We start from the raw sequence: 24,063 nt of genomic DNA, 5'->3' as shown, positions 1-24,063 counted from the left end.
AGGAGAAGGACGATGCGCATCTTCTGGCAGAGCTTCGTTGATGCGAGCCTGAACGCGCCGTACATGGCGCTGCTGTCCGAGTATCTCAACAACATCGCTGCGCCGGGCACGACGGTCCATGTCGAGGGAATTTCGCCGCCGGACCGGGAGTTCGGACGTCTTGCTGAACTGCGCTGCGCCGTGCAGGCGATCGACAATGGTATCGCGGCGGAGGAGCAAGGCTTCGATGCATTCGTCATGGGTCACTTCCAGGATCCCGGTCTGTACGAGCTTCGCGCGACGCTCGATATTCCCGTGATCGGGACCGGTGAGGCGACGCTGCTTGCCGCCTCGCAGCTTGGTCGGCGGCTCGGCCTCGTTACGCTCGATACCGTCTTCGAGGTCTGGCACTACGAGCAGGCCGAGCGTTATGGCCTTGGCGATCGCGTCGTTCACGTGACGGGCCTGGACTGCAAGCCCGAGGATTTCGCAGATGCCTTCGCGGGCGATCAAGCCGCGCACCGGCGCATGATTGAGGATTTCGTCGCCTGCGCGCTGCCGCTCGTCGAGCGCGGTGCCGATGTCGTGATTCCCGCCGGCGTGCTGCCGGGCCTGCTGATCGGCCGGGAGCATGGTCTCAAGGTTGGGCATGCTCCGGTGGTCAACTGCGCCGCGGTGGCGCTGAAGAGCGCCGAGATGTGGGTGCAGCTCAGGCGCCTCAACGGTACCGAGCCGAGCCGTGGGCCGAGCTTCAAGCGCGCCAGCGCGCTTGCTCGTGACGATTTCCGCGCGATGCTCGCGCGCAACCGACGCTAGGGCCCGCTGCAGCGTTTGGAGAAGACGACATGATGACGCCTGGGAAGATCCTATACGAAACCGAAGTCACGGCCACCGGAGGCCGCGACGGCAAGGCAGCGAGCTCCGACGGATCGCTATCGGTGTCGCTGTCGTTGCCGAAATCGCTGGGTGGCCCCGGAGGCGAGGGCACGAACCCGGAGCAGCTCTTTGCAGCCGGCTACGCCGCGTGCTTTCTTGGAGCGGTCAAGCTCGTCGCGCGCACCAGGAAGGTCGTGCCGGCCGCGGAGCCTTCGGTGACGGCGAAGGTCGCGATGGGGCCAGTGCCGGTCGGTTATGCGCTCGCCGTCGAGCTGAAGGTCAGGCTGCCCGGTGTCGAGACGTCGGTGGCGGAAGGCATTGTTGCGGGCGCGCACGAACGCTGTCCCTATTCGAACGCGACGCGCGGCAATATCGACGTGAAGCTGACGGTGGTCTGAGGCGGATGGACAGGACAGGCGGCCGGTGACGAATTCGCTGCGCATACCCTATGACGGCATCGTGATGGCAGCTCCCGTTACGATACCCTATGTGCGCTACTCCATCGAAAGCGCGCAGTGGTGGATAGGTCGCGCCTTGCGCTCGCTCGTCGTCGAGTCCGGCATCAAGGTCGCCGATATCGATGGTCTGTGTGTCTCCAGTTTCACCATGGGCACGGACAGCGGCATCGGCCTGACGCAGCATTTCGGACTCTGCGTGCGATGGTTGGATACGATTCCGCTCGGTGGCGCCAGCGCCATCGCCGCGCTGCGAAAGGCGGCACGCGCGGTTCAGGCGCGCGATGCCGATATCGTGGCGTGCATCGCCGGCGACACCAACCACGTCGATTCCTTCCGCTTGACGCTCGAGAATTTCTCCCGCTTCAATCAGGATGCGGTCTATCCTTACGGCGCGGGCGGCGCGAATTCGAGCTTCGCTCTCATCGCACGCAACTACATGCGGAGTTTCGGAGTCACGCGTGAGGACGTCGGCAGGATCGCGGTCGCCCAACGCGCCAACGCCTTGCGCAATCCGCACGCGCTGATGAAGACGCCATTGTCGATCGAGCAATATTTGGCGGCGCGCCCCATCTCCGATCCCATTCATCTGTTCGACTGCGTGATGCCTTGCGCCGGCGCCGAGGCCTTCCTCGTGATGCGGGAGGATACGGCCGCCTCGCTGCGGCTGCCGGCGGCAAGGCTGCTGTCGACGATCGAGCGGCACAATGCCTTTGCCGATGATCCGATGCAGGTTCGCGGCGGTTGGGCGATGGATGTCGGTGAGCTCTATGCGATGGCCGGCGTCAGGCCCGACGATCTGGACATCGTCCAGACCTACGACGATTATCCCGTCATCTCGATGATGCAGTTCGAGGATCTTGGCTTCTGCGGGAAGGGCGAGGGAGCCGAGTTCGTGCGCCAGCACGATCTCACCATCGACGGGGACTTTCCGCACAACACATCCGGCGGACAACTCTCGGTCGGACAGGCCGGAGCAGCCGGCGCCTATCTCGGTCTCGTCGAAGGGCTGCGGCAGGTTCTGGGAGTTGCGGGCCCGACACAGGTCAGGGATGCAAGCCTCGGCCTGGCCTCGGGCTTCGGTATGATCAACTATGATCGCGGACTTGCCTCCGGCGCCGCGATCTTTGCCGGGCCTTCGCGATGATCGATCCGATCGAACCGCCACGGCGCAAGAATCCGCTGCTGCGGACGCGCCTGCCGACTGCGCCGCCGCGCGCGCGCAGCAGGACGTCGCAGGGCTTTACGCGCGCCGCCGCCGAAGGGCGCTTCATGCTCCAGCGCTGCCAGGGCTGCGGCACCTTTACCTATCCGGCGCGAGAGGCGTGCCCCTCATGCCTGTCGGCTGCGCTCGCTTTCGTCGACGCGCCGGCTCGCGGCTTGCTGCTTGCCGAAACCACTGCGCGCGTGCCGAGTGACGTCTATTTCCGCGAGCGGGCACCCTGGCGCGTCGGCCTCGTCAAGATGGATTGCGGGCCGACCATCGTGGCGCATCTCCATGCCGACTGTATCGAAGGCGCTCCCGTCCGCATGTCGTTCCAGCTCGACAAGAGCGGTCAGGCGGTGGCCTTTGCCCGACCCGAAGGGGAGACCCCCAACATGGCTGACGACAGGCAGTGGCGTGAAATGACCGCCGATCCCAAGTTTCGACGCGTGCTCGTGACCAACGGCCGCAGCGCTATCGGCCGGGAAGCTGCCTTGGCGTTGAAGGCCGCGGGGACCAAGACGGTGTTCGTCGGCATCGCGGAGCGGTGGCGGCCGTTTGCCGGCGAAGAGCTGTTGCGAGGGCAGGACGGCATCGAACTCGTGCCCCTCGACGCCGCCGATGAAAAGTCAGCCGGCGATCTCGCCGCCGACATCGGCGGCAAGGTCGACATTCTCGTGAATACGACGGAGTATGTGAGGCCCGGTGGCCTATTGGACCGCAAGGGCACCAGCATTGCACGCGACGAGATCGACCAGGCCTATCTCGGCTTCATCAATCTCGCGCAGGCCTTCGGGCCCGTCATGCGGATGCGGGGCGCGGACGGCATCAACAACAGCGTCGCCTGGGTCAACATCCTCTCCGTCCATGCGTTGGCGAACTGGCCCGCCTTCGGCGCTTACTCCGCCTCGCAGGCCGCGTGCCTGTCGCTTTCGCATTGTCTTCGCGCCGAACTCCGGCCCGGCGGCATCAAGTTGATGAACGTCTTCACGGGGCCAGTCGACACCGAGTGGTTTCAGACCGTGCCTCCGCCGAAGGTGGCGCCGCGCGCCGTCGCGCAGGCAGTCATCGCTGGGCTCAGGGGCGGACTTGAAGAGATGTATGTCGGAGACGTCGCCGAGGAGATCCGGCAGCGCCTTGCGGCCAATCCAAAAGCACTCGAGCGCGAGCTCGACCGCTGAACGGCCAATTCGATCAAGCTGGAGGACGCGACGATGCAAGGCAGGGCTCTTCTGGAACTGGCGGGTGCGATCGCTTCGGACGCGGTGCGCGTCATTGATCTGAGCTTCACGCTCAGCCCCGACTTTCCGGTGATCGTGTTGCCGCCCGAATTCGGCCAGGCGGCGCCGGTGCGCATCCAGGAGATTTCACGTTATGACTCGCGCGGTCCGGCCTGGTACTGGAATAATGTGACCTTCGGTGAGCATACCGGCACGCATTTCGACGCGCCGATTCACTGGTTCACCGGCAAGGATCTCGCCAACAATGCGGTCGATACCATGCCGGCCAAAGATATGATCGCGCCCGCCTGCGTCATCGACTGCTCCGCGCAGGCGGCGCAGAATCCGGACTTCGTGCTCACGGTGCCGATCGTCGAGGCCTGGGAGGCCCAGCACGGACGGATTCCTTACCGGCACTGGGTGCTGCTGCGGACCGACTGGTCGAAGAAGGGGTGGCGCGACTATTCCAACCTCCGAGATGACGGCGCTCACACGCCGGGCCCGAACGCGGCCGTGATGAAATGGCTGGTGGAGGAGCGCGGCATTATCGGTTTCGGCACCGAGACGATCGGCACCGATGCAGGACAGGCCGGGCATTTCGAGCCGCCTTATCCCGCGCATCACTTTCTCCACGGCGCGGGCCGCTACGGCCTGCAGTGCCTGTGTAACCTGGATCAGCTCCCCGCCACTGGGGCGATCATCGTGGCCTCTCCGCTGAAGATCAAAAACGGTTCGGGCAGTCCGCTGCGCGTGATCGCGCTGGTCTCCTCGACGTGAAACGCGCGCATGGCGCCTGCCCGACATCGATACACACGAAACGAAAGACAGGTGCCATGATCTCGATGAAATCACTGCTCGGCTCCGCGCTGCTGCTTTTGGCCGTCCCTCAAGGAGCGCGAGCCGACATCCTCGTCGGCTTCGTCACCGGTCTCAGCGGGCCGGTATCCTCGATCGGCATTCCGAACGCGAAGGGGATCGCCGCGGGAGAGACGTATGTCGGCGAGATCGGCGGCGAGAAGGTGCGTCTCATCCAGCTCGACGACGCCTCCGATGCCACCGCTTCGGCGCGCAACGCGCGCAAGCTCGTCGAGCAGGAGAAGGTCGACATCCTGATGGGGACGTCGGGGGCGCCGCAGACGCTGGCGATGGCGACCGCCGCGATCGAGATGAAAGTGCCGATGATCGCTGTCTCTCCGATCGCATCGGTTCCGGCTGGCGAGGGCGGCCCGTGGGTCGTGCAGACCCCGCAGCCGATGCCGCTCCTGGTCCAGGGCGTCGTTGATCACATGAAGGCGCGCGGCTTGAAGACAGTCGCGTTCATCGGGTTTTCGGATGCGCTCGGCGATCTCCTGTATGACTCGCTGTCGCAGAGCGCCAAGGCGGCGGAGATCAAGGTCATTGCCAACGAACGCTACGCCAGATCCGACTCGTCGGTGACTGCGCAGGTGCTGCGCGCGCTTGCGGCCCGCCCCGACGCCATCATGCTCGGCGGCACCGGAACGCCGGGTGCGCTGCCCGCCATCGCCTTGTCCGAGCGCGGATACAAGGGGCCGCTCTACGGCAACAACGGGATGATTAGCGCCGATTTCCTTCGCCTCGCCGGCAAGACCGCCAACGGCATCATCTGCCCCACCGGGCCGGTGATCGCGGCCGAACAGCTTCCGTCGAGCAATCCGATTCAGAAGGTCGCCTTGGCCTACCGGGCGGCTTACGAGAAGGCGAACGGCGAGCAGCCGACCGACGGGTTCTCCTCCTACTCGTTCGATGGCTGGATGGTCTTCGTCGACGCTGCCAAGCGCGCATTGGCAACCGGTGCCAAGCCGGGCTCGCCGGAATTCCGCAGCGCGCTGCGCCAGGCCTTGTTCACCACCAAGGAAGTCGTCGGCACGCAGGCAATCTACAATTTCACGCCGGTGGATCGGCACGGCGTCGATGCACGTTCGCGCGTCCTCGTTCAGATCGAGGACGGGAAGTACAAGCTCCTGCCTTGACGTCGGGCGGGTCTGGTCGAGCCGGGATTTGACGGAGCATTGCATGCGGGATGACGCCGGGCGGCAGCAGGAAGCGCCGGCCTGGGCGCGTGCGGTCGGGCTGTTTCCACCTTGCGACCGCGTGCTCGCGACCATCCTCGCTCGGCAGGCGGAGCGCTATGGCGATCGCGTTCTGCTGGTTGCTGGGCAGACGCGCTGGACCTATGCGCAGACTGCGGCGATAGCGGCTGCATCGGCGCAGACGTTGATCGAGGCCGGCATCAAACCGGGAGACCGGGTCGCGTTGATGTGCTCGAACCGGCCGCAGTTTCTTCAAGTCTATCTCGGCTGCGCCTGGCTCGGCGCTATCACGGTGCCGATCAACACGGCGCTGCGGGGGCGCCAGCTCGCCCATATCTTCCGCAACTCGCATCCTGCGCTCCTCGTCGCCGAGGCCGGGTTTCTGGCCGCACTCGAGACCGTTGGCACCGAGGCCGATCTGCCGCCGCTCGTATGGACGATCGATCAGATCGCGGAGGCGCCACGGATCGCAGCGGTGCCGTTGCCCGCGCCCGCATCCATGGCGCCGGCTGGTGCCGTGCGGCCGGGGGATACCGTTGCCATCCTCTACACCTCCGGCACCACGGGGCCGGCCAAGGGCGTGTGCTGTCCACAAGCTCAGCTGTTCTGGTGGGGCATCTGCTCGGCGCGGGCACTCGGCATTCGCGAGGGCGACGTGCTGTTCACGACCTTGCCGTTGTTCCACACCAACGCGCTCAATGCATTCTATCAGGCCGTGCTGAACGGATGCACTTACGTGCTCGAGCAAAAATTCTCCGCTTCAGGTTTCTGGGCCGCCGCGCGAGCCCACAATGCGAGCGTGGGTTACCTGCTCGGTGCCATGGCGTCCATGCTCCTGGCCCAGCCTCGGAGGGAGGACGATACTGCTCATCGCGTTCGCGTCGCCTTGGGTGGGGGCGTGCCGCCGCAGATCCATCGGCCGTTTCTCGAGCGGTTCGGCGTGCCGCTGGTTGACGGCTATGGGTCGACGGAGACGAATTTCGTGTTCGCAGGCGCCATCCCCTCCGACCGTCCGGGGACCATGGGATATCTGGCCGGAGGCTTCGAGGCCCGCATCGTCGACGAAAACGATTCAGAGCTGCCTGACGGACAGGCGGGGGAACTCGTCCTGCGCGCCAAGGAGCCGTTTGCGTTCGCCACCGGATATTTCGGCATGCCGGAGAAGACGGTCGAAGCGTGGCGAAATCTCTGGTTTCATTCCGGCGATCGCGTCGTCCGCGACGCGGATGGACATTATCGCTTCGTTGATCGCATGAAGGATTCGATCCGCCGGCGCGGCGAGAACGTGTCCTCCTGGGAGGTCGAGCAGATCATCCTTGCCCATCCGGCGGTCGCTGCGTGCGCGATCTACCCGCTGCCGTCCGAACTGGGCGAGGATGAGGTTGCGGCCGCGATCTTGCTGGAGCAGGGGCAGTCGCTGGAGCCCGCCGACATCATCAGGCATTGCGAGGGGCAGATCGCCTATTTCGCAATCCCGCGCTATGTCCGCATCGTGAGCGAGATGCCGCTGACGGAGAACGGCAAGATCAAGAAGGGCGCGCTGCAACAGGCCGGTGTGTCGACGGATACCTGGGACCGCGAAGCCGCCGGCATTCGAGTCCGGCGCTGAGCATCACGTCCGCTCGCGATGCTGCAGAGCGTCCCTCACGGCGCTCTTCACGTCGTCGAGCGCGCCGACGAGCCCGTCGAGACGGTCGATCGGGAATTCGGCCAGCAATTCGGCGAGCCAGGCGCCGTGACTCTTCGCCATCCGCCTGAAGGTCTTTCGGCCCTCGACCGTCATGCAGACGATCTGCACGCGCCGGTCCAGATTTGACGGCGTCCGGGTGATATATCCATCCTCGACCAGGCGATCGACGATCGGCGTCAGGTTGCCGGCCGAAACCATCAGGCGCTTGGGCAGTTCCCCCAGCACCAATCCGCTCGGCTCCCGATCGAGTTGAGCGAGAACGTCGAAGCGTGGCATCGTAAAGTCGTATTCCTCGCGAAATCGGCGCCGCAACTCCCCCTCGATCAGGGTCGTGCAGGCCAGCAGCCGGAGCCAGAGCCGCGTCTGAGCCCTGTACTCGGCCTCCGCATCGGCCGCATTCCTGCTGGACGCCGGCGAGGACTCCTTTGCGAGTGCCAAATCGATCTCCTGAGCCTCATGGCGCGTTGAAGGCGAATGCAATTCCATTCGATGCGCAACAGAATAGTTCGTGCCAAAACTAAATTCAAGGCGGGACCGGAAGAGCAGGGCGTCCCCTGATCCGGGCCGGATTTGGTCCATGTTTCCCGTCGACGCCGCCAGGCAAAGCGCCGGAACATCGTCTGTGCACCGGCGCCTTGACAACGTCTTCAGGGAAGGAAATAGTTTATGCTTAAAACAATTCGAGGCGTCGGCTGCATTGCGGATTTGAGCGCAAGCACGCCTCAGAACATGCCGGCCGTCCGGCAGGCAATCGACCTTGTGGAGCGACAGATGAGCTCACTGGCAAAGACAATCTCCCGCGACTGGCTGGATTGGCCGTTCTTCGAGCCGCGTCATCGCGCAATTTGCGAGGCGCTCGACCGCTTCGTCACGCAGGGTGGTCTTCAGGCGGCCGACCACAGCGACGTCGATGGCGCCTGCCGCAAGCTCGTTCGCGCGCTCGGCGCGGCGGGACTGCTCGACTGCGCGGTTGCGGCGCCGGACGGTGACGTGGCGAGCATCGATTCCCGCTCGATCTGCCTGTCGCGCGAGACGCTGGCCTATGCCGATGGTCTCGCCGATTTCGCCTTTGCAATGCAAGGCCTCGGATCCGGCGCCATCGCGCTTGCCGGCTCGGCGGAGCTGCGAAACGCCGTGCTGCCGAAAGTCCGTTCCGGCGAATGGCTGGCTGCCTTTGCGCTTTCGGAGCAGGCGGCGGGCTCGGATGTGGCGGCCATGACGTGCACGGCGCGCGAGGACGGCGACAGCTACGTTCTGGAAGGCGAGAAGACCTGGATCTCGAATGGCGGGATCGCCGACGTCTACACGCTGTTCGCGCGAACCGGGGAGGCGCCTGGCGCGCGCGGCATCTCCGCCTTCGCAGTGTTTCCCGATGATCCCGGCTTCAGCGTGGCCGAGCGCATCGACATCATCGCGCCGCATCCGCTCGCAACGCTGCGTCTGGACAATTGCCGCATCCCGATCAGCCGACGCATCGGGCCGTCCGGCGGCGGATTTAAGATTGCGATGCAGACCCTCGATATCTTCCGGTCCTCGGTTGCCGCAGCGGCGCTGGGTTTTGCCAGACGCGCGCTGGAGGAGGCACGACTGCACGCGCAGACACGGCGCATGTTCGGGACGACGCTGTCGGACCTGCAGCTGACCCAGGCCGCACTCGGCGACATGGCCACTGAAACGGATGCCGCGGCGCTGCTGACCTATCGTGCCGCGTGGCGCCGCGATGTTCAGAAGCTTCCCACCACGCGTGAAGCGGCAATGGCAAAACTGGCCGCCACCGAAACCGCCCAACGGGTCGTCGACCGCGCGGTGCAGATGTTTGGCGGTCGCGGTGTGCGCAAGGGCGAGATCGTCGAGAGCCTGTATCGCGAGGTCCGCGCGCTTCGCATCTACGAAGGGGCGACCGAGGTTCAGAAGCTGATCGTCGCGCGCGAACTCCTCAAGCCGCGCTAACGGGGGCTCTCAGCGCAGAGCGTGACGGCGGCGGTCATCACGATACATCCAGCGCTCGCTTGCGTTTGGGCGCCGCCGGTCGGTCAGGTCGTCGGGCTGCACGCGTCCTGGAGGGCGCAGCGCCATTGTCCCGCTTGCGCGCGGCACGCGAGGCCCGCGCGCCGGGTGTCTTCTCCCGGTGCAAGAGCTTGCGAAGCGTAGAGGGATCGGCATACCCAACCTTCTCCGCGATGTCATCGAGGCTGAGCCGAGTGGTTTCCAGAAGCTCAATTGCCTTATCGACGCGCAACCTCTGGACAAATTTCACCGGCGAAAGCCCGGTGGCGCGCTCGCATCGGCGCGCGAAGGTGCGCGCACCCAGTCCCGCGGCCGTTGCAAGTTCGGAGATTGAAAAGGTCCGATGCAGTCGCGCCCGCGCCCAGCGCTCCGCGCGTGAAATGCGTTCGTCCGCGGCGGTGAGGAAGGATAGCGCCATATAGCGGGATTGCGATTGCCTCCGGTCCAGCAAGAGAAACCGCGCGCAGCTGTCCGCGAGGTCAGGTCCTGCATGGCGGGCAATGATCGAAAGCATCAGGTCCAATTGAGCCATCGCCGCACCGGCCGTTGTTAGGCGCCCGTCGGTCAACACCATCGCATCCGTGTCGAGAGTCACCCTTGGAAACAGCTGTCGAAACAAGGGTGCGAGCCACCAGGTCGTGGTTGCGCGGCGGGCATCCAGCAGCCCGGCGCTCGCAACCAGAAATACGGCCGAGCAGGAGCTGGCGATTTCAGCTCCGGATTGAAAGGCCGCATGTAGAGCCTTCCTGGCCATTTCGGCATCCCGTCGCTGCAATCCTTCGCGAACGAGTTGCTCATCCGTCCAGGCCAGCCCAGGCACGATCACCACGTCTGCGGGTCTATTGGCGCCGCCCTTCGCGGGCAGCCTTGCGAGCTGCGTTGTCCATCTTGCCCCGGAGCCGGAAATTCTGACGTCAAAGCAGGGCAGTCGTCCGGCCCTTGCACGAATGCCGTTGGCCACATCGATCAATTCGGTGGTGATGGCGACACTGGCCGCAGAAGCTCCTTCCAGGACCAGAACGTCAATGAGCGGCATGGCAAAATAGCCCCGAATAATGTCACTTTTGACACTTGTCGAAATGAATGCCCGGGAAATACCGTTTGCGCAACCTTTTCCGGAGGACAACATGAGCGATGCGCTGCTGAAGCCTGACGATCTATCCGATTTCGAGCAGCGGCTCCTCGCGTTGGAGGGCACGGCAAAACCGGTCTACGTTGCGGGCCAAGGACCCGCTGTCATCGTCATGACCGAGATGCCAGGCATTAGCCCGCACGTCGCGCGTTTCGCTCGCTGGGTGCGCGACGCCGGCTTCTGCGTCTACATGCCGTCGCTTTTCGGAAAGGATGGCGATGTTCCCGACGCCGAAACTGCGTCCGGCGTTTTTCGGCGCGCGTGCGTCAGCGCTGAATTTCGAGCGCTCGGGGGCGGATCATCGAGCCCTGTATCCAACTGGTTGCGGGCGCTCGCGAGGCTGGCCCATGGCGAGAGCGGCGGGCCGGGTGTCGGCGCGATCGGCATGTGCTTTACCGGCAACTTCGCGCTGAACATGATGCTGGAGCCGGTACTGCTGGCGCCTGTCTTGTCCCAGCCGTCGCTCCCGTTGGACAATCCCGCCGGCATCGAGAGCTCCGCTGACGAACTGGCACAAGTCCGTTCAAGGCTGGAACGCGAAGATCTGACCGTCCTTGCCTACCGGTTTGCGGGCGATTCATTCTGCCGTGCCGAACGGTTTGCTGCCTACCAGTCCGCGCTCGGCGATCGCTTCATTGGTCGCGTTTTGCCTGACACGGCCGCGAATACCGGGCCCAAGCCACCGTTCTTCGATCAGTTCGTCAAGACGCCTCATAGCGTCGTCACAGTTCATCTTGTCGATGAGTCGGGTCAGCTCACTCTCGCAGCCCGGGACGAGATTCTTGCATTCTTTCAGAAGCGCCTGAAATCCAGATCGACCTGATGCTCGCCGTGTATTTCGGCCGGGCCAACGCCGCGAGTCATTCAGCCGGGGCGGCCGACGCGGACACGCCAGATATCCGGACCCGTCTCGACATAATCCCAAGTGAAGATGTTGAAATACCTGACGTCGAACAGGTAGCGCAACGGACGCGGGTCGTGGTCACTCACGACATGGAAGAACTGCCCGGGAGCCAACTGATCAAACGTGTCGAAGATCAACGGATGGCGCATCGTCCGCGGAATGCTTCGAACGTCGATCGTCGTCCCCGGGGCGGTCAACTGATCGGTGATTTGCTGCTTCATGGACCTAACATCGCCCCGGATGCCGGATCTGTCTTTGTTGCTGCGCAAACCAGGGAGGCGCTCGTTACCCATCATCCAGGAAGGGATGCAATAGTGCGAAGGTCTGCCAGCCGGGCGATGGAGCGGGCCGCGAGCTGCTGAGCCAGCTCCAATTGCGACTGGTCGACGGCATTGTCGGCTTCATCGAGATAGATCGAGGACAATTGCTCTGCGAGACGCAGCACACGGCGCTTGATGTCGTCGAGCGTTTCAGAATGCGGAAAAGTATCGTTGGTGTCACCGATCGGAATCTGTAAGCCGTCTCCAATCAAGGACAGCAGGCGCCTTCGCTGCGGCGCGGGCGCGTACTGCGACCATCGAAAGATGCCCCTGAGAAGGAGGCTTTCGAGCAATGCGGCCGATGAGAACTCAGTGACTGCCGTCCCCTCTGCCGCAAGAGATTCCCTTCGGCCGGCCCGCCACGCCAGCCGGCGCTCGCGGCGAAGCAGATTGCCGTCACGCAACGCCTCGCGCGCCAGACTCTCAGCGGTTGCCCGCACAAGCCCGCTTTCGGCGCGCGCTGCGATGTATGTCCAGAATATGAAGGCTCGTTCGCGGTGCCGGACGGCGAGCGCCCATGCGCCATAAGCGGTCGCGAGCAGCGAGTCCTCAAGCTCGGACAGCTCTTCCGCGGGAACCAGATCCATCGGTGGCCACCTGAGATCAGCCCTGGCAGGCCCGCGTCCGATGGCTGCGATGCAGGCTTTCTCGATTGTTTCGGCGCGTTCTAACTCCCTTTGATTCAGGACTTCGAAAACGCAGCGGACTGGTTCGAAGCCCTCGTCACCGGTTGCGGCAAGCTTGCCATAACGCTGCGCAGCCTCTTCGGCCTGAGTAAACGCAATCGCATAGAGCTCGCCGACGTTCCGGACAGAAGCGGGCGGCTCTGCTGCCAACAGGGGTTCACTGCGCATCTTGGGTTCCAATCACACCGTGGAGCATGGCCTTGTCCGCGCCGCGTCTGTTTGAGGTAGCGCAAAGGTGGACCCGCTCGCGCTGTTACAAGAGGAGCGATTCAGAACAACGGCGTTCTGCTAACTGAAAGCGGCGCGCTTGCTAAAACTCTTTGGTATCAGACTGTTCCTGGTGCTGGCCCTGGCCGTTCTCGGCTGGATCGGCTTCGGCTGTCCGGCCGATGCTACTGGCAGATTGAATGACTACCTGCCGAAGGCGGAGCCGGGAGAACTGATTCCCGATGCGAACCGGCTCGGAGTGCCGCAAGGCGATCCAGCGATTGCTCCAGCCTACAAGGACGACCAGCTCCTTGGGTTCGTCTACCTGAATTCGGACTTCGCCAACGCAACTGGCTATTCGGGCAAGCCGATCCAGATCCTGGTCGGAATCAACCCGAAGGGCGTGCTCACCGGCCTGAAGCTGGTCGAGCACAAGGAGCCCATCGTTCTCGTGGGTATTCCGGAAAGACGCATCCTGGAAGCGGTCAAGAAATTGATCGGTACCGATATGGAGCCCGTCGTCCGCGGAGCGGCGACCGCGCCGCAGGTGGACATCGTCAGTGGCGCGACGGTCACCGTTCTGGTGATGGGGGACAGCATCCTCCGATCCGCAACGAAGATCATCAAGAGCGGTCGTCTCGGTGCCCAGGGCCTTGCGCCGGCCGGCCCCGCGCCTCAAGCCATCAGGGCGATTGATCCCGGCAAGAGCGAGATCCGCGATTGGCAGAGCCTGGTCGGTGACGGCTCCGTTCGCCGCCTGACCCTCTCTCTTGCCGATATCAATCAGGCTTTCGAGAAGTCCGACAACGCGGCCGCGGCAGCCCATCCGGAAGAAGGCGACCCCAGCGACACGTTCATCGACCTTTATGTCGCCGACGTTGCGGTGCCGACCATCGGCCGCAGCCTGCTCGGGAACGACGGATACAATCGCCTGACCGGAAGGCTCAAGCCGGGCCAGCAGGCGCTCGTCGTCGCGGGGGCGGGCCGTTATTCCTTCAAGGGCGCCGCTTACGTTCGCGGCGGGATCTTCGACCGGATCGAATTGATCCAGGATACCAACAGCATCCGTTTCCGCGATCGCGACCACACCCGGCTGGGAAGCCTCGAGGCCGAGGGCGCGCCCGATTTTCCCGAGATCGCGCTTTTTGTCGTGCCGGCTGAGTTCAGTTTCGATCCGACCGAACAATGGATATTGCAACTGCTCGTGCAGCGCGTCGTGGGCGCGCGCGACAAGGCATGGGTGACCTTCGAGCTGGGATATGCATTGCCTGATGTTTACGTGAAGCGCGAGCCGGCGGCGCAAGGCCAAGGCACCTCGCCGGACCGAACGCCCGCATCGGCGACCGAACGGCGCGAGACAGCAGGACCAAACGAAGACGAACCGCTGTGGATGAAGATCTGGCGAGGCAACATCGTCAAGGTCGCCATGGCGGCCTTCGCGCTTGGTGCGCTCACGCTCATCTTCTTCTTCCAGAATCAGCTGGTGCGCCGCCCGAAAGTCTATACCTGGGTACGCCGGGTCTACCTGGCGTTCATTCTCGTGTGGCTCGGCTGGTACGCGAACGCGCAGCTTTCGGTCGTCAACGTCCTGACGTTCGCCAATTCATTGTTGACCGGGTTCAGCTGGGAATACTTCCTGTCCGCGCCGCTGATCTTCCTGCTGTGGTGCTCGATCGCCGCCGGGCTTCTGTTCTGGGGGCGCGGTCCGTTCTGCGGCTGGCTCTGTCCGTTCGGTGCGTTGCAGGAGCTGCTCAACAACGTCGCGCAGGCGGTCAAGATTCCGCAATATCGATTGCCATGGGGTCTTCACGAGCGGCTATGGCCACTCAAATACATCATCTTCCTGGGCCTGTTCGGGATGTCGCTGTACTCGACCGCGTTTGCCGAACAGCTCGCGGAAGTCGAGCCCTTCAAGACAGCGATCGTCCTGAAGTTCGCGCGCGAATGGCCGTTCGCCGTCTACGCGCTGACGCTTCTGTCGGCCGGATTGTTCGTCGAGCGATTTTTCTGTCGCTACATGTGCCCGCTTGGCGCTGCGCTGGCGATTCCGGGGCGTATCCGCATGTTCGAATGGCTGCGCCGCTGGCCGGAATGCGGCTCGCCTTGCCAGCGCTGCGCCAACGAATGCCCGGTGCAGGCGATCCATCCTGAGGGGCACATCAACGTCAATGAATGCATCTACTGCATGCATTGCCAGGAGCTCTACTTCGACGATCACCGCTGCCCGCACATGATTCAGGTGCGGCTGAAGCGCGAGAAGCGTGAAGCGCTGTCGTCGTCGTCGATGCGCAGCGGCGGCAAGGGACCGCAAACCATAATCACTGCGGGCGGCAAGCCGGTCGGGCTGCCGCGCGCAGAAGCCATTACCCCACCACCAAACTGAAGCCCAGGAGGCCACCATGAGCGACAACGAAAATGGAAAACCCGTCAGCCGGCGCACTTTGCTAGGGACAACGGCTGCGGCCGCTGGCGTCGGTATTGCGGGCGGAGTTGGCCTGTCGAGCGACGGCCTCGGCCTCGTCACGGCGGCGGACGCTCAGACCAAGTCGGCACCAAAGGCGCCGGCGGCGCGTCCGGCGGTGCAGAAGGCCGAGGTGGCTCCGGGCGAACTCGACGAATATTACGTGTTCTTCTCCAGCGGCCAGTCCGGCGAAATGCGCATCGTCGGTTTGCCCTCGATGCGCGAACTGATGCGCGTTCCCGTCTTCAACCGCTGTAGTGCCACCGGATGGGGACAGACCAACGAGAGCCTTAAGGTGCTGACCGAAGGGCTGCAGCCTGCGACGCGCGAATTGCTCAAGAGCCGCGGCGGCACGTTCATGAACGGCGATCTGCATCATCCGCACATCACGTTCACCGACGGTACCTATGACGGCCGATACGCGTTCATGAACGACAAGGCCAACACCCGGGTCGCACGCGTGCGCCTCGACGTCATGAAGTGCGACAAGATCATCGAGCTGCCGAACCAGCATACGGTCCATGGCCTGCGGCTGCAAAAATATCCCCGCACCGGATACGTGTTCTGTAACGGCGAGGATGGCGTGCCGCTCCCGAACGACGGCAAGGTGCTCGACAAGCCGAAAGATTATCGTGCGATCTTCACGGCGCTGGACAGTGACACCATGAAGGTTGCGTGGCAGGTGATCGTCGACGGCAATCTCGACAACGTCGATGCCGACTATCAGGGCAAATACGCGTTCTCTACCTGCTACAACGCGGAGGAAGGTGTCACCTTGGCCGAGATGACCGCCAACGAACAGGATTGGGTCGTGATCTTCAACCTTAAGCGGATCGAGGAGGCGGTCAAAAAGGGCGACTTCAAGGAAATGAACGGCGTGCCAGTGATCGACGGCCGGAAGGGTTCGCCTTACACGCGCTACGTTCCGGTCTCGAATAATCCGCACGGCATGAACACCGCACCCGACGGAATCCACATCGTCGCGGCCGGGAAGCTGTCGCCGACCGTCACGGTCATGGATGTCAGGCTGTTCGACCAGTTGTTCGACGACAAGATCAAGCCGCGCGACGTGGTCGTAGCCGAACCCGAACTCGGTCTCGGGCCGCTGCATACCGCCTACGACGGCAAAGGCAACGCCTACACGACACTGTTCCTCGACAGCCAGGTCTGCAAGTGGAACATCGAGCTCGCAAAACGCGCCTTCAAGGGGGAAAAGGTCGATCCCATCATCCAGAAGCTCGACGTTCACTATCAGCCCGGTCACAACCATTCTTCCATGGGCCAGACCAAGGAGGCCGACGGAAAGTGGCTGATCTCCCTGAATAAGTTCTCCAAGGACCGCTTCCTCAATGTCGGTCCGCTGAAGCCGGAGAACGATCAGTTGATCGACATATCAGGCGACAAGATGGTTCTCATCCATGACGGTCCGAGCTTTGCCGAGCCGCACGACGCCACCATCGTCCATCGCTCCAAGATCAACCCGATCTCGATCTGGGACCGGGCCGACCCGATGTTCGCGGACGCAGTGAAGCAGGCGAAGGCCGACGGGATCAATCTCGAAGCCGACTCCAAGGTCATCCGCGACGGCACCACGGTCCGCGTCTACATGACGTCGACGGCGCCGGCGTTCGGCCTCGACCAATTCCAAGTCAAGCAGGGCGATCAGGTGACCGTGTACGTCACGAATATCGACGCCGTAGAGGACCTGACCCACGGTTTCTGCATCGTGAACTACGGCATCCAGATGGAGGTTGCGCCAATGGCGACCGCCTCGGTGTCGTTCACGGCAGATAAGCCCGGCGTCTACTGGTATTACTGCTCGTGGTTCTGTCATGCCATGCATATGGAGATGAAGGGCCGCATGTTCGTCGAACCGAAGATGGTCTGAGCGAGAACAGCGCGTGCGTGTTTTGCCACGACTCATCCCGGCGGCGATCTGCGCCGCCGGGGCCTTTGGCTCCGCCACCGCGGCGGAGCTGAGAGCCTTTGCGGATCAGCCGCTCCAAGCGGTACTGGACCGTGCACAGGAAGGCGACGTCGTCAAGCTGGGACCCGGCGTTTACGAGGGGCGGGTCAGGATTGACCGGCGCCTTATCCTGGCCGGGGAGCCCGGTGCGGTGCTCAGCGGTGGCAGGTCCGGCAATGTCATTACCGTGACCGCGCCGGGGGTCACCATCCGCGGCCTCACCATTAGGGAATCCGGTCGCGATCTCCAGGCCATGAATTCAGGGATCTTTCTCGAGAAGACTGCGGAGCGTGCGATCATCGAGAACAACCGCCTCGAAGGGAACCTGTTCGGCATCTACGTTCACGGCGCGGCAGGCTCGCGTGTCGAGCGCAACGTCATCGAAGGATTGCGCGAGGGGCGCCGCAGCGAGAGCGGGAATGGCGTGTCGGTCTGGAACGCGCCCGACGTCACCATCGCGGAAAACACCTTCCGCTACGGCCGAGACGGCATCTTCACGATCAGTAGTCGCAAGGACCACTTCATCAACAACCGTTTCGAACAGGTGCGCTTCGCGGTTCACTACATGTACACCAACGACAGCGAGGTCCGCGGCAACGTTTCAGTGCGCAATACGGTTGGCTACGCCATCATGTATTCGAACCGACTTGTGGTCCGCAATAATGTATCGGATCGCGATCGTGACTACGGGATACTGTTCAACTACGCCAATTATGCCGAGATCGACGGCAACCGGGTCGTTGGCGGATCGCTGGACAACGTCGCAGTCGGCAGCCAAGGTCCGGATGACGAGAAGGAGATGGTGCCCGACATAAGGCCAACCCGGGACGTCCGCAGCGGACCGGAAAAATGCGTGTTCATCTACAACACCAACCACAACAGGTTCCGCAACAACTGGTTCGAACGTTGCGGCATCGGCGTCCACTTCACCGCCGGCTCGGAAGGCAACGAGATTGCGGGCAATGCCTTCGTCGGCAATCGCAACCAGGTCAAATATGTCGGCACACGTGATCTCGACTGGTCGAAGGGTGGCAGCGGCAATTACTGGAGCGATAACCCGGCATTCGACCTGAACGGTGATGGCATTGCTGACACAGCTTATCGGCCCAACGATCTGGTCGATCGCGTGCTGTGGACGGCGCCATCCGCCAAGGTCTTGATCAACAGCCCCGCGGTGCAAGTGCTGCGCTGGGCGCAGGCGCAGTTTCCGGCTCTCTATCCCGGCGGCGTCGTCGATAGCCATCCTCTGGTCGCGCCACCGCCGAAGCCTTCGCCCGAATGGAGCTCCAGATGACCGTTACCGTGTCCGTGACCGGTGTCGACAAGAACTATCGCAAGGTGCGCGCGCTGCGTGACGTCTCGTTCTCTCTCGTGCCCGGGCGGCTGAGCGCGCTGGTCGGCCACAACGGCGCCGGCAAGACCACGCTGATCAAATTGATGCTGGGCTTGATCCGGTCCGACCGCGGCGAAATTCGCGTGATGGGGCAGGATCCGGCGGCGGGCGAATTCTCCGAACGCCGGCTGCTTGGCTATCTTCCCGAAAACGTCGCGTTCAACGCAGCCCTCACGGGACGCGAAACGCTGGCGTTCTATGCCCGTCTGAAGCGGATCAAGCCAGTCTCGGCTTGGGCGCTGCTCGACCGCGTCGGACTGAGCGATGCAGCCGATCGCCGCGTCGGGACTTATTCCAAGGGCATGCGGCAGCGACTGGGTCTGGCCCAGGCGTTGCTTGGACAACCACGCGTGCTGTTGCTGGATGAGCCGACCACGGGCCTCGATCCAGCGCTCCGGCAAACGTTCTACGAGATTCTCAACGAATTGCGCGATGGCGGCGCCACCGTCCTGATCTCGTCCCACGCGCTCAACGAACTCGAAGATCGCGCGGAGCACGTGCTGATCATGAATCGCGGGCGGCTGGTCGCTCAAGGCACGTTGGCCGAATTGCGCTCACTCTCGCAGTTGCCGATCCGGGTCTCGCTCGATCTGGCGGTCGGCGCGGATGAAGAAATTGCCGCCCCGATCGCGGATGAAACTGTCTCGGCTTCGGGCCGCAAGACCGTGTTGGTGGCTGACGAGAAGGGAAAGATGGATCTGTTGCGCGCGGTAGCGGGCGATCCCCGTGTCAGGAACATTGAAATCGCGGCTCCGACCCTCGACGATCTATACGCACATTTCCTCAACACGCAGGAGAAGGCCGCGTGAGGACAGTCGGGATCATCGCCTTCAAGGAAATCCAGGAAGGCTTGCGGAACCGCTGGGTATTGGCGACCACGCTTCTGCTGGCGGCCCTTGCCTTGTCGCTGACGTTCCTCGGCAGCGCGCCCACGGGCAATGTCGGTGCCGGCGCCCTCGACGTGGTGGTTGTCAGCCTGTCCAGCCTGACGATTTTTCTGTTGCCGCTGATCGCGCTGCTGATCTCGCACGATGCTGTGGTCGGTGAAATGGAGCGGGGCACGATGATCCTGCTGTTGAGTTATCCGGTAGGCCGCAGCCAGGTCATCCTCGGTAAGTTCTGCGGGCATGTCCTGATCCTCGCTTTCGCGACGATCCTCGGTTACGGCGCGGCGGCTGCTGCGCTCGCGATCACCGGCGCCTCCGTGCTGGCGGCGAGCTGGTACGCTTTTGCTTCGATGCTCGGGACGTCGATCATGCTGGGGGCCATATTCGTGGCAATTGGTTATCTGATCAGCAGCCTGGTTCGCGACCGCGGCACGGCGGCAGGCCTTTCTGTCGGCATCTGGCTCCTGATGGTGCTGGTGTTCGATATGGCATTGCTTGGCATGCTGGTGGTCGACCAGGGGCGAATCATCTCGGCGACGACGCTCGAATGGCTTCTGTTTCTCAATCCCACCGATCTTTACCGGTTGGCGAATCTCACGGGATTCAACGTGAGCCAATTTTCCGGCATGGCCGGGTTGTCCGGAACGGCGACGACCGGCATTACGGCGTTATTGCTCGGCCTGTTGGTCTGGATCGTGGCGCCGCTCGGGATTGCGACGACCTTCTTCGCACGGAGGGAGCTATGACTCGAAGATCCGCCGGTGCGATCATCATCGCGGCGCTGTTTCTCGTTGGCTGCAATCCGAACGCAGCGAACACCAACGTGCCGCCGCCGCTTCCTCTCACGCGCGATGCGATGGGCGTCTTTTGCGGCATGAATCTGATGGAGCATCCCGGACCCAAGGGGCAGATTATCACGTCGGGCCGCATCGATCCGTTCTGGTTCACTTCCGTCCGCGATACCGTGGCGTTCACGTTGATGTCGGATCAGCCGCGTGACATCCGCGCGATCTATGTCTCGGACATGGCGCGCGCTTCGAGTTGGGAGGAGCTCGGCCCAACGAACTGGATTGATGCGCGGACCGCGTTTTTCGTGATCGAAAGCCGGAAGCGGGGCGGCATGGGAGCGGCGGAAGCAGTGCCGTTCGGCAACCGGGCCGCGGCTGATGGCTTCGCAGCCGAGAACGGCGGTCGGGTGGTGACGTTCGCGGAAATTCCCGGCACTTATGTCCTGGGCAGCGACACGGCGGGCGGGGCCGCCGAACATGATCGCAGCGATGCCAGGCTAAACTGAGGACCTCGATGACGCACAATCCAAGTCTCACGCGGCGACGGATGATCGCAATCACGGCGACGGTGCTCGGTTCGGCTTTCGTGAGCGGCGCCCGCATCGTTCGAGCGGAAGAGGCCGTCCGCTGGCACGGTTCAGCGCTCGGGGCGCAGGTCTCGATCGAGGTATATCATCCAGACCGTGCCGAGGCTGCGCGACTGGTCGGCATTTGTCTTCTCGACGTGCGCCAGCTGGAGCAGCAATTCAGCTTGTACCGCCAGGACTCCGCGATCAGCACGCTCAACCGCACCGGCATTCTCGTCGCGCCGGATCCGGACATGGTGGCCTTGCTCGAGGCTTCCCTGGCCTTTGCCGACCTGACCGGCGGCGCATTCGATCCAACCGTTCAGCCGTTGTGGCAGCTCTATGCCGACCATTTTTCTTCGGAGCGTCCGGATCCGAACGGCCCGTCGCGGGAGAAGCTCGCCGAAGTGCTGACGAGGGTCGGCCGCCGAGGATTGCTTGTGAGATCAGATCGCATTGCCCTGACGCATCGCGGGGCCGCGGTAACCCTGAACGGCATCGCGCAGGGATTCGCGACCGACAAGGTCGTCGACAAGCTGCGAAAGGCCGGCCTGTCGACGACCCTGGTCGATATGGGAGAGATACGCGCAATCGGATCGCGACCCGATGGCAGGCCTTGGCGTATAGGTCTTGGGGATCCGGACAGGCCAGGGGCTCTAACCGAGACGATCGATCTCGTTGACCGTGCGATCGCGACGACGTCCGGCGCCGGATTCCGTTTCGACGCTGCCGGTCGATTCACGCATCTCTTCGACCCAATGACGGGACTGAGCCCGTCCCTCCATCGAACGGTGAGCGTTGTCGCTCCAACCGCCACCGAAGCAGATGCCCTCTCGACGGCCTTCAGCCTGATGGCCATTCCTCAAATACGGGATATCGTCGCCTCACGACCTAATGTGCAGGCGCGCCTGATCGATACGGATGGTCGGCTGACCGTGTGCGGCGCGTGAAGCATCGATGGATGGCTGCAGCACGGAGTTCGGTCGCCACTGTTGTTCCGGTCAGGTGCGAGTTGTCCAGTTTGCGTGGTCTCAGAGGCGTACCCCGGTCGTAGCAAACGCTTGCGCGACGGGCTCCTGAACTCGATTCAAGATCTCCATCCCCGCAATCGCGATCACCACGGCCGCGACGCAGCCAAGAAGAAAAGCCTTCATCGGCAACCTCCCTCGATTGAAACGTCAAGCCATTTATACGACACGGCTTGCCGCGAGCAAACTCGTTGGTCGCATCAAGGCACAGGCGGCCTACGGGCTCTTGAACATGGGATCGACCGAAAACGCATCACCCATCAAGCCAAGAGACTGGAGTGCGGCGCGATTCAGGTCGATTTCCAATATTGCAAGAAGAAGCGCAAGCACGACGGCAATGAGGATCAGGAACGGCGAGGCGTCTCGGGAATCGGGATCTTGCGATCCATCGAGCGCGCGCAAAGCGCGCAATCGCGCCAGCATCTGCAGAAATGGCCGCGTTCGCCCCTGCATGCCGTCATCCTTGACGTGACCAAACAAAGATTAGTGTCCGGACCACCGGCATTCAAGCGAGATGCGCAAGGTCAGCCTGTTGCGACGCACACTCCGGAACGGAATGCAGTGTCACTCCGTTTAGTACGCACATTGGAGGATCCGACGTGAAATTGCCGACAGCGATTTTGTGCTTCGCAGTGCTCTGCCTCCTCGAGAGTGCCTCCGCCCAACCCGCACAAACCAACTCATCTGGGGCGCAAACCCGTCCCGAGGAGAAGGGCCAAGCACAGCCGCAAGGTTGGACGGGCCCAATCAATACGGGGTCGGGTGGTGCGCCCGCCGAAAGTCCCCAAGGTCAGAGTCCGCCTGGAATGCAGGCGGCGCCGGAAGGCTCGTCCAAGAGCATGAGGGCACCAGCCAAGTAGATAGGTTCGGATATTCATCTCCAGTGGCTCTTCTGGCAATCTTGAGGGCGTGAATGTGACCAGGGCCGGTGAGGGTCAATGAGGCTACCTTTCTGCGCGCGTGGCGCCGCGGCCCTGTGGGCCATTTTCGCGGTATCATCCGTGCACGCCGACATGGTGGGGCATGGCGGCCCCGTACGAGCCCTCGCTATTTCCCCCGATGGGAACGGCCTCCTGTCCGGAAGCTTCGATACTGCCACCATTCGCTGGTCTTTGAAGACGGATACGGCAGAGCAAGTGCTGCGGTATCATGCTGACGCCGTCAATGCTGTCGCCTTTCTGAGCGGAGGCCGCCTGGTCACGGCCGGCGCCGATGCACGGATTGCGGTATGGACGGCGGGCCGGCAGCGGCCGGATCGGGTGTTCGAGGGACATGGAGGTCCAATCGTCGCGCTTGCGGTGTCTCCCGATGGTGCGCTTCTCGCATCCGGTTCATGGGATCGGACGGTGCGGCTCTGGTCGCTGTCGGACGGCGCGTCGCGCGTGCTCGAAGGTCATTCGCAGAACGTCAACGGCGTCGCCTTCACACCGGACGGCAGGTCGCTTCTCAGCGTCGGCTATGATCTCACGTTACGCATCTGGCGTTTGCCGGATGGCCAGCCTGAAGTCGTGACGTTGCCGGCGCCGCTCAACGCGGTAGTTGTGGCGCCGGATGGTGAAATCGTCACGGGCGCGGTTGATGGCATGCTGCGGATGCTGACCACCGACGGCAAGGTCAGCGGCGAGGTCGCGGCCGGTCCCACACCCGTGGTGGCCTTGACGATATCGGGAGACGGCACGTTGATTGCTGCGGCCGGCATCGGCGGCACGGTGGCGATCATCGATCGCAAGTCGCGCAGCCTGCTACGAACGCTGGTCGTGTCCGGCTTGCCGGTATGGTCGGTCGCCTTCCTTCCGGATCGAGAGACACTGATGACGGGTGGTGCGGACGGCAAGATCAGGCGCTGGAATGCGCGCACCGGCGATCCCATTGGTTCGAACCTCTCGGGAACGCCGGCCGATCCGCTCGCCGCCTATGCCGGCGATCCTGGCGCCGATGTATTTCGGGCATGTGTTGCCTGTCACACGCTGTCGGATAAGGAGGTTCAGCGTGCGGGCCCGACACTTGCGGGACTATACGGCCGCAAGATCGCTTCGCTGCCGGGCTATCGTTTCTCCGAAGCGCTGAAGACGATGGACATCGTCTGGACGCCGGAGACGGTCGCAAAGCTGTTCGAGATCGGGCCGAATGCCTACACCCCCGGCACCAAGATGCCGGAGCAGCGCATCGGCTCGGCCGAGGACCGCCGTGCGTTGACCGACTTTTTGGGCCGCGCAACGTCGCGATAATTGCCCCTTCCGATC

At 63.3% G+C, this 24,063-nt stretch carries 23 protein-coding genes; 17 read left to right on the top strand and 6 right to left on the bottom strand.

Annotated features, from left to right (window positions below; all coding sequences use genetic code 11):
- Positions 1–12: 12 nt before the first annotated feature.
- From AAE027_RS20195 to AAE027_RS20165, 7 genes are read left to right on the top strand one after another with little or no spacing between them, the layout of a single operon-like run.
- On the top strand, positions 13–795 hold the full coding sequence (locus AAE027_RS20195) for an aspartate/glutamate racemase family protein (RefSeq protein ID WP_370988561.1): 783 nt from the start codon (positions 13–15) through the stop codon (positions 793–795).
- Between the two features lie 29 nt (positions 796–824).
- Complete coding sequence (locus AAE027_RS20190) at positions 825–1,253, top strand: organic hydroperoxide resistance protein (RefSeq protein ID WP_370988560.1); 429 nt, start codon at positions 825–827, stop codon at positions 1,251–1,253.
- 25 nt (positions 1,254–1,278) lie between these two features.
- Complete coding sequence (locus tag AAE027_RS20185) at positions 1,279–2,457, top strand: thiolase family protein (protein ID WP_370988559.1); 1,179 nt, start codon at positions 1,279–1,281, stop codon at positions 2,455–2,457.
- A complete protein-coding gene (locus AAE027_RS20180; protein ID WP_370988558.1) occupies positions 2,454–3,695 on the top strand; it encodes an SDR family NAD(P)-dependent oxidoreductase in 1,242 nt (413 codons plus the stop codon). The genes AAE027_RS20185 and AAE027_RS20180 overlap by 4 nt, the downstream gene beginning before the upstream one ends.
- Positions 3,696–3,728: 33 nt before the next feature.
- Positions 3,729–4,511, top strand: coding sequence for a cyclase family protein (locus AAE027_RS20175; RefSeq protein WP_370988557.1), 783 nt, complete (start codon positions 3,729–3,731; stop codon positions 4,509–4,511).
- A 56-nt stretch (positions 4,512–4,567) separates the two neighbouring features.
- Positions 4,568–5,725, top strand: coding sequence for an ABC transporter substrate-binding protein (locus AAE027_RS20170; protein ID WP_370988556.1), 1,158 nt, complete (start codon positions 4,568–4,570; stop codon positions 5,723–5,725).
- 43 nt (positions 5,726–5,768) lie between these two features.
- Entirely contained in the window at positions 5,769–7,394 is a 1,626-nt protein-coding gene (locus tag AAE027_RS20165) for an ATP-dependent acyl-CoA ligase (RefSeq protein WP_370988555.1), read from the top strand.
- Between the two features lie 3 nt (positions 7,395–7,397).
- Here the strand turns inward: AAE027_RS20165 and AAE027_RS20160 are convergent, their stop codons facing one another.
- Entirely contained in the window at positions 7,398–8,054 is a 657-nt protein-coding gene (locus tag AAE027_RS20160) for a MarR family winged helix-turn-helix transcriptional regulator (protein WP_370988554.1), read from the bottom strand.
- 192 nt (positions 8,055–8,246) lie between these two features.
- On the opposite strand from AAE027_RS20160, the gene AAE027_RS20155 reads away from it, so the two are divergent.
- Positions 8,247–9,425, top strand: coding sequence for an acyl-CoA dehydrogenase family protein (locus AAE027_RS20155; protein WP_370988553.1), 1,179 nt, complete (start codon positions 8,247–8,249; stop codon positions 9,423–9,425).
- 37 nt (positions 9,426–9,462) lie between these two features.
- On the opposite strand, the gene AAE027_RS20150 is transcribed toward AAE027_RS20155, so the two are convergent.
- Positions 9,463–10,611, bottom strand: coding sequence for a GlxA family transcriptional regulator (locus AAE027_RS20150; RefSeq protein WP_370988552.1), 1,149 nt, complete (start codon positions 10,609–10,611; stop codon positions 9,463–9,465).
- Between AAE027_RS20150 and AAE027_RS20145 the strand changes: the two genes are divergently transcribed.
- Positions 10,610–11,437, top strand: coding sequence for a dienelactone hydrolase family protein (locus AAE027_RS20145; RefSeq protein ID WP_370988551.1), 828 nt, complete (start codon positions 10,610–10,612; stop codon positions 11,435–11,437). The genes AAE027_RS20150 and AAE027_RS20145 overlap by 2 nt on opposite strands.
- Before the next feature lie 41 nt (positions 11,438–11,478).
- On the opposite strand, the gene AAE027_RS20140 is transcribed toward AAE027_RS20145, so the two are convergent.
- Positions 11,479–11,739: a DUF2249 domain-containing protein gene (locus AAE027_RS20140; protein WP_370988550.1), complete on the bottom strand. Its 261-nt coding sequence runs from the start codon at positions 11,737–11,739 to the stop codon at positions 11,479–11,481.
- 71 nt (positions 11,740–11,810) lie between these two features.
- The gene (locus AAE027_RS20135; RefSeq protein ID WP_370988549.1) at positions 11,811–12,692 is read right to left on the bottom strand and encodes a ferritin family protein; all 882 of its coding nucleotides are present in this window, start codon (positions 12,690–12,692) and stop codon (positions 11,811–11,813) included.
- A 172-nt stretch (positions 12,693–12,864) separates the two neighbouring features.
- On the opposite strand from AAE027_RS20135, the gene AAE027_RS20130 reads away from it, so the two are divergent.
- The 7 genes from AAE027_RS20130 to AAE027_RS20100 are packed head-to-tail and all read left to right on the top strand — an operon-like array spanning position 12,865 to position 21,742.
- Complete coding sequence (locus tag AAE027_RS20130; RefSeq protein ID WP_370988548.1) at positions 12,865–15,114, top strand: 4Fe-4S binding protein; 2,250 nt, start codon at positions 12,865–12,867, stop codon at positions 15,112–15,114.
- Between the two features lie 16 nt (positions 15,115–15,130).
- Complete coding sequence (gene nosZ / locus AAE027_RS20125) at positions 15,131–17,080, top strand: TAT-dependent nitrous-oxide reductase (RefSeq protein WP_370988547.1); 1,950 nt, start codon at positions 15,131–15,133, stop codon at positions 17,078–17,080.
- A 13-nt stretch (positions 17,081–17,093) separates the two neighbouring features.
- Positions 17,094–18,452 (top strand): nitrous oxide reductase family maturation protein NosD, encoded by a 1,359-nt coding sequence (locus AAE027_RS20120; RefSeq protein WP_370988546.1) that lies wholly within the window; start codon positions 17,094–17,096, stop codon positions 18,450–18,452.
- Positions 18,449–19,360, top strand: a complete 912-nt coding sequence (locus AAE027_RS20115) for an ABC transporter ATP-binding protein (RefSeq protein WP_370988544.1) — start codon at positions 18,449–18,451, stop codon at positions 19,358–19,360. The genes AAE027_RS20120 and AAE027_RS20115 overlap by 4 nt, the downstream gene beginning before the upstream one ends.
- A complete protein-coding gene (locus AAE027_RS20110; RefSeq protein ID WP_370988543.1) occupies positions 19,357–20,184 on the top strand; it encodes an ABC transporter permease subunit in 828 nt (275 codons plus the stop codon). Before AAE027_RS20115 ends, AAE027_RS20110 begins: the two co-directional genes overlap by 4 nt.
- The gene (locus AAE027_RS20105; protein WP_370988542.1) at positions 20,181–20,732 is read left to right on the top strand and encodes a nitrous oxide reductase accessory protein NosL; all 552 of its coding nucleotides are present in this window, start codon (positions 20,181–20,183) and stop codon (positions 20,730–20,732) included. Before AAE027_RS20110 ends, AAE027_RS20105 begins: the two co-directional genes overlap by 4 nt.
- A 41-nt stretch (positions 20,733–20,773) precedes the next feature.
- On the top strand, positions 20,774–21,742 hold the full coding sequence (locus AAE027_RS20100; protein ID WP_370988541.1) for an FAD:protein FMN transferase: 969 nt from the start codon (positions 20,774–20,776) through the stop codon (positions 21,740–21,742).
- Between the two features lie 81 nt (positions 21,743–21,823).
- Here the strand turns inward: AAE027_RS20100 and AAE027_RS20095 are convergent, their stop codons facing one another.
- Both AAE027_RS20095 and AAE027_RS20090 read right to left on the bottom strand, forming a co-directional pair.
- Positions 21,824–21,946, bottom strand: a complete 123-nt coding sequence (locus tag AAE027_RS20095) for a hypothetical protein (protein WP_283806521.1) — start codon at positions 21,944–21,946, stop codon at positions 21,824–21,826.
- Between the two features lie 90 nt (positions 21,947–22,036).
- Positions 22,037–22,222 carry a hypothetical protein gene (locus AAE027_RS20090; RefSeq protein WP_370988540.1) on the bottom strand — a complete coding sequence of 62 codons (186 nt, stop codon included), beginning with the start codon at positions 22,220–22,222 and terminating at the stop codon, positions 22,037–22,039.
- Between the two features lie 536 nt (positions 22,223–22,758).
- On the opposite strand from AAE027_RS20090, the gene AAE027_RS20085 reads away from it, so the two are divergent.
- The gene (locus AAE027_RS20085; RefSeq protein ID WP_370988539.1) at positions 22,759–24,048 is read left to right on the top strand and encodes a c-type cytochrome; all 1,290 of its coding nucleotides are present in this window, start codon (positions 22,759–22,761) and stop codon (positions 24,046–24,048) included.
- Positions 24,049–24,063 lie beyond the last annotated feature (15 nt).

The organism is Bradyrhizobium sp. DN3 (assembly GCF_041357655.1).
Classification (GTDB): Bacteria; Pseudomonadota; Alphaproteobacteria; order Rhizobiales; family Xanthobacteraceae; genus Bradyrhizobium.
This window is presented reverse-complemented; position numbering and strand designations above follow the sequence as displayed.

Excerpts from the sequence above, each read along its gene's own strand:
- nosZ (WP_370988547.1), top strand. The coding sequence starts at position 15,131 with ATGAGCGACAACGAAAATGGAAAACCCGTCAGCCGGCGCACTTTGCTA.
- AAE027_RS20195 (WP_370988561.1), top strand. The coding sequence starts at position 13 with ATGCGCATCTTCTGGCAGAGCTTCGTTGATGCGAGCCTGAACGCGCCG.
- AAE027_RS20150 (WP_370988552.1), bottom strand. The coding sequence starts at position 10,611 with ATGTTGTCCTCCGGAAAAGGTTGCGCAAACGGTATTTCCCGGGCATTC.
- AAE027_RS20175 (WP_370988557.1), top strand. The coding sequence starts at position 3,729 with ATGCAAGGCAGGGCTCTTCTGGAACTGGCGGGTGCGATCGCTTCGGAC.
- AAE027_RS20115 (WP_370988544.1), top strand. The coding sequence starts at position 18,449 with ATGACCGTTACCGTGTCCGTGACCGGTGTCGACAAGAACTATCGCAAG.
- AAE027_RS20145 (WP_370988551.1), top strand. The coding sequence starts at position 10,610 with ATGAGCGATGCGCTGCTGAAGCCTGACGATCTATCCGATTTCGAGCAG.
- AAE027_RS20140 (WP_370988550.1), bottom strand. The coding sequence starts at position 11,739 with ATGAAGCAGCAAATCACCGATCAGTTGACCGCCCCGGGGACGACGATC.
- AAE027_RS20135 (WP_370988549.1), bottom strand. The coding sequence starts at position 12,692 with ATGCGCAGTGAACCCCTGTTGGCAGCAGAGCCGCCCGCTTCTGTCCGG.
- AAE027_RS20085 (WP_370988539.1), top strand. The coding sequence starts at position 22,759 with ATGAGGCTACCTTTCTGCGCGCGTGGCGCCGCGGCCCTGTGGGCCATT.
- AAE027_RS20165 (WP_370988555.1), top strand. The coding sequence starts at position 5,769 with ATGCGGGATGACGCCGGGCGGCAGCAGGAAGCGCCGGCCTGGGCGCGT.
- AAE027_RS20095 (WP_283806521.1), bottom strand. The coding sequence starts at position 21,946 with ATGAAGGCTTTTCTTCTTGGCTGCGTCGCGGCCGTGGTGATCGCGATT.
- AAE027_RS20155 (WP_370988553.1), top strand. The coding sequence starts at position 8,247 with ATGAGCTCACTGGCAAAGACAATCTCCCGCGACTGGCTGGATTGGCCG.
- AAE027_RS20160 (WP_370988554.1), bottom strand. The coding sequence starts at position 8,054 with ATGGACCAAATCCGGCCCGGATCAGGGGACGCCCTGCTCTTCCGGTCC.
- AAE027_RS20170 (WP_370988556.1), top strand. The coding sequence starts at position 4,568 with ATGATCTCGATGAAATCACTGCTCGGCTCCGCGCTGCTGCTTTTGGCC.
- AAE027_RS20190 (WP_370988560.1), top strand. The coding sequence starts at position 825 with ATGATGACGCCTGGGAAGATCCTATACGAAACCGAAGTCACGGCCACC.
- AAE027_RS20100 (WP_370988541.1), top strand. The coding sequence starts at position 20,774 with ATGATCGCAATCACGGCGACGGTGCTCGGTTCGGCTTTCGTGAGCGGC.
- AAE027_RS20180 (WP_370988558.1), top strand. The coding sequence starts at position 2,454 with ATGATCGATCCGATCGAACCGCCACGGCGCAAGAATCCGCTGCTGCGG.
- AAE027_RS20105 (WP_370988542.1), top strand. The coding sequence starts at position 20,181 with ATGACTCGAAGATCCGCCGGTGCGATCATCATCGCGGCGCTGTTTCTC.